This window comes from Microcoleus sp. B7-D4 (assembly GCF_036705125.1).
Lineage (GTDB): Bacteria > Cyanobacteriota > Cyanobacteriia > Cyanobacteriales > Microcoleaceae > Microcoleus.
Genome location: NZ_JAUBTT010000038.1, coordinates 62,242 through 70,345 on the forward strand (window position 1 = coordinate 62,242; position 8,104 = coordinate 70,345).

At 46.2% G+C, this 8,104-nt stretch carries 6 protein-coding genes and 1 tRNA gene; 4 read left to right on the forward strand and 3 right to left on the reverse strand.

Annotated elements, in window-relative coordinates; all coding sequences use genetic code 11:
* Positions 1–52: 52 nt before the first annotated feature.
* The 3 genes from QUB12_RS16880 (at position 53) to QUB12_RS16890 (ending at position 4,613) form a co-directional block, all read left to right on the forward strand.
* Positions 53–3,283, forward strand: a complete 3,231-nt coding sequence (locus QUB12_RS16880) for an RNaseH domain-containing protein (RefSeq protein ID WP_333142651.1) — start codon at positions 53–55, stop codon at positions 3,281–3,283.
* A gap of 291 nt (positions 3,284–3,574) precedes the next feature.
* A complete protein-coding gene (locus QUB12_RS16885; protein ID WP_333142650.1) occupies positions 3,575–4,492 on the forward strand; it encodes a TIGR04168 family protein in 918 nt (305 codons plus the stop codon).
* A 34-nt stretch (positions 4,493–4,526) separates the two neighbouring features.
* Positions 4,527–4,613: transfer RNA gene (locus QUB12_RS16890), tRNA-Ser, on the forward strand.
* A gap of 66 nt (positions 4,614–4,679) precedes the next feature.
* On the opposite strand, the gene QUB12_RS16895 is transcribed toward QUB12_RS16890, so the two are convergent.
* The gene (locus QUB12_RS16895; RefSeq protein ID WP_333307738.1) at positions 4,680–4,964 is read right to left on the reverse strand and encodes a flagellar alpha dynein; all 285 of its coding nucleotides are present in this window, start codon (positions 4,962–4,964) and stop codon (positions 4,680–4,682) included.
* 32 nt (positions 4,965–4,996) lie between these two features.
* The gene (locus QUB12_RS16900) at positions 4,997–5,314 is read right to left on the reverse strand and encodes a hypothetical protein (protein WP_333307740.1); all 318 of its coding nucleotides are present in this window, start codon (positions 5,312–5,314) and stop codon (positions 4,997–4,999) included.
* Positions 5,315–5,763: 449 nt separating this feature from the next.
* Here QUB12_RS16900 and QUB12_RS16905 point away from each other — a divergent pair, with 449 nt between their 5' ends.
* Entirely contained in the window at positions 5,764–6,006 is a 243-nt protein-coding gene (locus tag QUB12_RS16905) for a hypothetical protein (RefSeq protein ID WP_333307742.1), read from the forward strand.
* Between the two features lie 157 nt (positions 6,007–6,163).
* On the opposite strand, the gene QUB12_RS16910 is transcribed toward QUB12_RS16905, so the two are convergent.
* A partial coding sequence (locus tag QUB12_RS16910) for a DUF5906 domain-containing protein (RefSeq protein ID WP_333307744.1) occupies positions 6,164–8,104 on the reverse strand: 1,941 nt, incomplete at its 5' end.

An 8,104-nucleotide genomic window follows, 5' to 3' on the forward strand; every position in this document is an offset into this window, starting at 1 on the left:
CCCCCATGCGTCCAGGACTATAAAGGAAACCACTATTATTGGAGATGCAACCATGAACGACGACATTTTTGACGAAATCGAATCCGATGATGACGAAGAAACTGAAGCTACTGTGGTTTCAGACACTCTTTACATTCCTCTTGCGAATAAGAGTCTGAAAGAAATTACCCTAGCTTTTACCGTGCCAGATAATATCGAGCCAGTAACAGTCAAAGGCTTGACACTAGGTTGGACAAAATCTGCTTTACATGAGCTTTCAACTATCCAAAAAGCTGCTTGCAAGGGCGATTCAGCCATCAAAAATCTCCCTTATGCCTCGCTGCGAGGTTTGTTAGAAGTAGGACTTGACAGTGCCGCACGGATTCAGTCAAATGTAGGTTTGAGTAACTATTCGTTGAATTCTAAAAGTGTAAATGAGCCGGAACCATTTGCTTACTTAAATTCCGAAAGTACACAAGATATCCAGAAAGCGTTACGCCCAATTATCAACGAGTGGATAACAAATTTCCTAAAACCTTTTGCTGAAAAAGAAGATGGGCTAGTGGAAGTTATCGACCGTTTGGAAGATTTGCACGATCGAAAGGAGTTGTTAACAATTACTCCGTCTGAGTCTCAAGTTTTACCTTGGAAATGGAATCCAAATACAGGAACTACAAAACACAGCAACAATTATGATTATCGCGTGTTAGTCGATTATGCAGCTCGTGCGATCGCCGGAAAAGAGATTTTTCAGGGGCTAGGAACAATGAAGCGGGTTATTTCCAGCAGTGGTAGCCTCACAACTGGGATGGCAGAATTGATTACCGATCCCATTACTCTACCCGACACTACAGGAACATTCAGTCTGGTGGTACGCTTAGAAGTTGTAACCTATCCTTCTTTGCACCAGCCTTTATTGAAGATAGATGTTTCCAAACGCCGCTGGTTAAGTGGGTTACAACCTGCACGCTATAACTCAGCAAATATTAGCGGCTTTGTCTTTTCTGATGATTATAGCGATCGCACCTTTCGCTACACGGTGCTTTCCGATTCCGAAAAACCTGAGAAAAATCAACCCGACAAAAAGAAAAATTGGTTTTGGGCGATCGATAAAGATTTTGAAGCCTTGCGCGGCAAGCTAAAACTCCCGCTGAAAACCCCTAACGGTCAAAATATTGATGGTTCCCAAATTGCTTTGGGGAAAGCTTCAACGGATAGCTGTAAAGTAGTATTAACTTACCGCAACCGACTGCAAGAAGGAAAACACGGAATTGATGCTGGTGTACCGGAAATTGATAAATTAGAAGCTTTTGAGGCGATAGCCACAATTCTTGAACCTATCGGTTTTAAAGCTTTTGATAATTACTATCCTGTAAAATTTAAGAGAGGTGAAAGCCACAAATTAGATGATACAGCTTCACGCATGATTAATTTGCCTACTCTGTTAGGTGCTGCTTTAGAAGTTCTCGAAAAAGACGACTGCTATGATTTGACTCCCAAATATCTAGAAAGCTTTGAGGACAATGAGTTAAACAGCTTGCTCACTAAACACCTTGATACCAATTTAGATAATATTGCAAAAGGCAGAAAAGCCCTTAAATTGGTTTGTCAATTAAAAGAACTCAAGGCGATGATTCAGGCAAACCAGGAAGCTATGCGTCGGCTATATCCTAACGAAAGACTGTTGCTTGTTGTCTTTTACGAAGAACAATGCCAAACCGAAGTGAAACTGCTGCAAGCAATGATTCCAGTTCTCTGGGGTGATGCGATCGAACTCATGGCTAATCGTTTGCCAGCAAACACTCACGGGCCGAGAGAGTCATTGCCAGGTGCAAATTTGAAAGCGAAAGAGCGATCGCAAAACCGCATAAAAGCCTGGGAGTCGATCGTCCAACAACTTGCTTTACGCAAACAGCGAACTTTTTGCCTGGTAATGGCACGGGAATGGTATCCAGACAACAAACATGACGATTCGGTGAATAAACCCTCATCCCGTCAAGCACTGGCTAAAATCGCTGGTTCTTGCGTGCAGTTTCTGCTACCGATTGAAAAAAGTAAGGACAAAAATATTCTCAACCTCGATAATTTTTCCCATCGAGTGCAAGCGGCTCTAAAAGACTTACTTTGGGCTCATTCTGGCCGCATTGATGATGTCAAAGAAAAGGTTGACAAATGGCTAAAAGATACTCCTCAAGAAGCCAGACCAAAAGAAATTATTGGGATTACGATCGTCCGCAAACAGAAAGGTCGCACTCGCGGCTCTATTGAGAAGACATTTTTACCAGTTGCTATGCGTCTCAACGTGGAGACAGGCGAGTGCGAACTGTGCTGTGCTTATGATAGGAATAGTTTACAAATCAGTCCTTGGAGCAAGTTTTCTGATGCGATCGCCTTCATTTCCCAAATCTCCCCCGTGAAACTGGCTGACAAAGAAGATGTGCGTCGGAATCGTTTCATGGAATTTGTCAAGCAGATTATTTCCAATTCTGTAGAGGAGGGAAATCAACCATTAGTTACGATCGATTCTTCCAACTGCGTGAAACTTTGGTCTTGGCTTGCCGATTCTAAAATGAATGCAAATCAGATTAATTTTGAAACCCAGTCGGGAAGCCCCTTGCACGAACATATGGAGCAAGAATGGAAAGGCGCGCGGATAATTCGGATTCGCCAAGACCTCGCCCCTGGAATTATCGATAAAAAAGTCCGATATTTAACAGAAACTTCTCTGGAAGATACGCGGACAAAAAAAGAACTGACTTCAACCCTTGAAATTCCTTCAGCCTCTAGTGTAAAGGGATTATTTCGACTAAGCGCAACTAATCAAACGGGTTGTGTTGCTTATCTATCTGTACGAAATGAAAAACCAGGTAAATTACGCGGTCAAAGTTGCTATCGCTCAACAAAAATTAACGTAGGTGCCAAGAAAGCTGATGATTCTCAAGACAAACTTTTAAATAATGCTGATTTAAAAGTTGACGAAGCTGCCAAGAAATCTGATGAGTCCAAAGGCAAATTTTTAAATAAAGCTAAATTAAAAGTTGACCAAATCGCAAGCAAACCGCCGTTTTTGGGTCAGTGGACAACTCCCAATCCCCTTGAGATTGTTGTTACCTTGCGACAAGAAAATGACAATCCCGATCGCCTTGCTGCACTGGTTGAATCTCTGCGCTATGGTTTCGGTCACTACAGCGACTGGTCGAGCTTACCGGCCACCCTGTTCTTCGAGCGTGTCGTGCGAGATTACATCAGCGAATTTGCAATTGAAGATGAAGAAAGGTCGGGGGAACCTGATAGGGAGGAATAATTCAGTCTAGGGGTTCTGTCCCGACTCGCTTGAGTTTTATGGCGTTGGAGTCGGTGATTAACGGGCTTAACTTCAGGCCAATCGCTTCTCATGTCAAAGGGGGAGAGAATTTTTGCGCCCTGGAGTGAAAGATGAAGAAAGCTGAGCAAATCTCAAATCTCCAATCTCAAATCTCCAATTCCCTGGGAGAGGCTGCACTGTATAATTAGTGAAGGCTGGATTTGCCGAAAATTGGTAAGTTTAGTAGGAATTTTTAAGCGGTAAGGGATCGAACGAACGAACGCAAATCACATGAATGAGGCTAAATCTATCAAAATTGCGGTGGTTGGGGATGTTCACGATCGCTGGGAACCTGAAGACGGCGAGGCCCTGAAGCATCTGGGCGTTGATTTGGTGCTGTTTGTGGGGGATTTTGGCAATGAGTCGGTGGAGGTGGTGCGGGCGATCGCCCAATTGGACATTCCGAAAGCAGCGGTGTTTGGGAACCACGACGCTTGGTACACGGCGACAGAGTGGGGCCGCAGTCAGTGTCCTTACGATCGCACTCAAGAAAATTGGGTAAAACAGCAGTTAGATTTAATGGGAGAAGCTCACGTCGGTTACTCTAAGCGTGATTTTCCAGAATTGGGCGTAACTGTGGTGGGAAGCCGCCCGTTTACTTGGGGGGGCTCGGAGTGGAAGTACGGGGATTTTTACTCGGAGTGGTTTGGGGTAGAAAGTTTTGAGGAGTCGGCGCGGCGCATAGCAGGGGCGGCAGCGGATGCCGATTGCGAAAATGTGATTTTTTTGGGTCACACGGGTCCGACGGGCTTAGGAGAGGCTCCTGAAGACCCCTGCGGGCGAGATTGGAAGCCGCTGGGAGGGGATTGGGGCGACCCGGATTTTGCGGAGGCGATCGATCGAACTCGGAGTTCTGGGAAGCACATACCTCTGGTAACTTTTGGTCATATGCACCACAAACTGCGGCACACGAAGCACGAGTTGCGGAAGTCGCTGGAGGTGAGTGCGGAGGGTACAGTTTATTTGAATGCGGCCAGCGTACCGCGAATTGTGGAGAGAGAGTGCTCGAAATTGCGGAATTTCTCGATCGTCCTGCTGGAAAATGGAGCAGTGTCGGAAGTGTCTCTGGTATGGGTAGGCGAAGATTTCGGGGTAGAAAGAGAACAAATTCTTTATCGGCGCACTGAATCTGCAGCTATTTGTAGTTAGAGACATTTGCTGGTATGATAAAATTTATGCGCCAGGAGAGGTGGCAGAGTGGTCGAATGCGCTCGGCTTGAAACCGAGTGTGGCAGTGATGTCACCGTGGGTTCAAATCCCACCCTCTCCGTTTAACAATTCTCTTGTCCGTTAAGGGTTTCAGGTTGACTGCATAGCAAGAAAAACCATTTTCCGCTCAACTTTCGCGCCAATGGTTTTTTAATATGTCCAGAGCCACCTCCATATCTGCCAAGTTTGCGCCGGACTTTTTACGCCGCGCTTTTAACTGGTTGAGCAAATCGGCCGGCTCTGGAAAATCTGCGACTGCCGGAGCTGACTTTTTACTTTCCTCCCGATCGCGCGTCACGGTCGCAAGTTCTTCCTTCAAATTCTGAACTTCCAAACCTAAGTCACCATTGCGCTCGTGTAACTGATTCAGTTCCTTGTCCCATTCTGCAAGCTGCTTGTTGGCCGCTTTCAATTCCTGCCTGAGTGATTCATCGTTGCCGTCACTCAGGCACTCAATTTTCCCAGCCGTTCCTCAATGGCGGCCATCCGTTCCATCACGGGGTCAAGGCGATCAGCTACAGCCTTGTCTACACTGTCTACAATTTCTGTAGACACGACGCTATCATTGCTTCGTGTAGACAAATCTGTAGGTGTTGTAGACAGTGTAGACAGATGCACTGTAGACAGTGTAGACGTGCCTGAGACTTCCTTGAGAATACGTTGTGCAGCTTGACTTACCGACTCTCCCTCTAGTCTTTGAGCTTCTATCCAGTTCAGGAAGTGACCGGATGCTCTGAATGATACGACTTGACTTTGACTCATTGTAGACGCCTGTATACAGTATTTGTCTACAATAACTGATGTCTGTCTACAGTGTCAACAGTTTGTAGACAAAGCTTGTAGACATGAAAATCGCTCCTAGTGATATACTCATAGTTCTAGAGTTTGATACGTTGAGAACGTGGGCCGGGGGGGGAGCCGGGTTATGGCCCGCCCTCCCGGCCGCGCCGGTAAAGATTAAGGGCGCCGCAGGCCAACCGGAGTGAGTAATACCCGGTATAACTAAGAAAAATAATAATAAATTAATATATTAGAAGGCTCTATCTGCTTGGGATACAGCTATTTTTGAATCGATACAATTAATCAATATTTTCCTTGATTTCATGATTAAATCAGTTAAGGCTAGCGGACGTGGTGGAAAGCGATTAGGGTCAGGGCGTCCCTCTACATGGTCTACAAACGATATTAAGACCATCAGAGTGCCAGTTCCTTTGGCTGACCAGCTCTTGGAAATTGCTAGATATCTTGATGGGCAGGAATATTTCTCTCCTCCGTTTTATTCTTTTGAGGATGAAGATTCCAAAGATTTTGATGGTTCCAAAACTACGAAGCTACATTATTTGCGTTTTTGTGCTCAAGCTTTGACTTATCAAAACAATCAGTTACGCACTGAGATTGAAAGCTTAAAAGCAGAATTGAAATCTGCTAAAAAACGAACGTTGAGATTGATTTGATTTCTTTCCATTTCTAGCGGGATTTTTCCGAATTTTCGCTAGCAAGCTCTGTCGAAGTTCACAGACTCTGCCGAAAATTCGGAAAAATAGCCGCCACCAGTGGGGTTACATAAAGTTTTGGGTAACTTTCACTGGTGGCTGTTGTGGCAACGATCGCTTAGATTTTCCGCAGATGGTAGAAGAGCATTGAGATTATGCGGCCACCTCTCATCCCTTCGCGCTCTTGCCAGTCAACCTTGCAACTGATGCTCGTGTGAATCTCAACGATGCGACCGTGCCAGTTGTAGCTAGAGTCCTCTGGTTTGTTGCCAGCCACTTTGTCTCCGACTCTGAAAGCTTTGATGGGGTCAGAGCAAGGAATGCCAGTGAGTAAATCTGCCATTTTTTGTCGCTCATCATCGGTAAGTTGAGAGAGTAAATTGCACACTTCCGCAAAAGGTGAGGAAACTGGGTTGGCAGGGTTGGCAGCGCTGTGTGTAAGGGTTTGTGAGTTGGCAACTGGGTTGGCACTATTTTTTGCCAATTCACTTGCCAACTCACTTGCCAACCCTGTAACGCTTGCTGTGTCTACTGCCAACTCTGCCAACCCAGTTTTGTGAGTTTTTGTGGAAGTGTGCACGAAGTTGATTCCCATCAAGAATTTTTGCCCTCTCCGTTCTGGGTTGTCGCGGTCTTCACAACGATGTTTTGTCAATTTAGGGAAAATCTCGCACAACCTTGCATACAACTGGTTTACAGCTTTCACCGGGGCATCGTACTTGTTAGAAAGTTCATTCCAAACTAGCTTTTGCTTGCTCTTGTCGCTGACCTCAATTTCTAAAATCCCAGATTCCACATACCAGTCTTGCAACTGCTGCCATAAATCCGTAACCCAAACACGGCCGCTAGACTGAACCTCCAAACCAACCTCGCGAGCGAACTGCCACAAGTGCCGACTTTCCTCCTGAGCTTCCCGCATTGCTTCACGTGTTGCCTTATAGTCAATGCCCTCGGTCAACAGCAGTGGCAACCGCTTCAGCATCTTGTTAAGCATCGCCGGGGCAATCCGCTCAAGGATAAAATTCTCATCATCCTTAAAGCGCGGGTCAGCTTCCAGCTCGCCCTGAGACAAGTCAGCATCACGTTTGTAAGTTTTTTTAAAACTCAAAATGCCGTATCGGTCATCAATTGCCGCTGTTCCCCCGGTGATGGATGGTAGTTTGTTGCAGTTGGCGAGAAAGATAGCGGCAGGCTTGTATTCATAGCTGTCTTTACCCTTGCGCTCAATATCAAGAGGGTCGCCCGTGATGAACTGCTTAAGACTCTGAATGGTATCCAAGTCTACTTTTGCAGTATTTTCAGAAGCCCAGTTACAGGTGCTTCCTTCAATTCCTGCTAGAGAAAACTTGCGGCCATTGTCATAAGACCTGAAGTCAGACAAAGACTTCCCAGTCATCCCCCGCCCAAAGACAGCGGCCAACACAGCCCGCAGCGTATCCTTGCCGTTAGACCCCTCGCCGTAGCACAGCAAACCCTTGACTCCCTTACCAGTCAGCTTTGACCGCACCAGTTTCAAGTTCAAGGCAGCAGCAGCAGTCCGCAGGAATATCTCGCGCTGCGCCGGCTCAAGACACTCCAAAAGGCGATCGCAATCGGCGCTATCAACATCAGGGTCATACTTGCTCCCGACGTAGGTATAGACCTGGCTAGGGTCATGTGGCACAAGTGAATGGGAGCCATCAGGATTAATCCTCACTACCCCGTTAGAGCAGTTCAAACCGTCAGGATTTATCTTGTTTGGGTCAACCGCATTCCGATTCACAACCCAGTTGAGAACCTCAGCGACGTTACTAGACTTGGCTCGGTTGTTAACCCAAACACCCTTTACCTTTTCCGCGTAGGTATTGAGCCAGTCACCGATACGACGCTTTTCCTCGGACTCCGATCGCAATTCGTAGTGACTGCCGACATAGTGATAAAGCTGACCTCCAATAGATTTCCAGTGACTGTCTGAGTAAAGTGCAGCCTCTGCCTTCTGTACAAAGTTTTGCAGTGCAGTCGGTGCTGTGTCTGGGATGTAGTCACTTTTACTACTGTCATACTTCTGGCATACTACTTC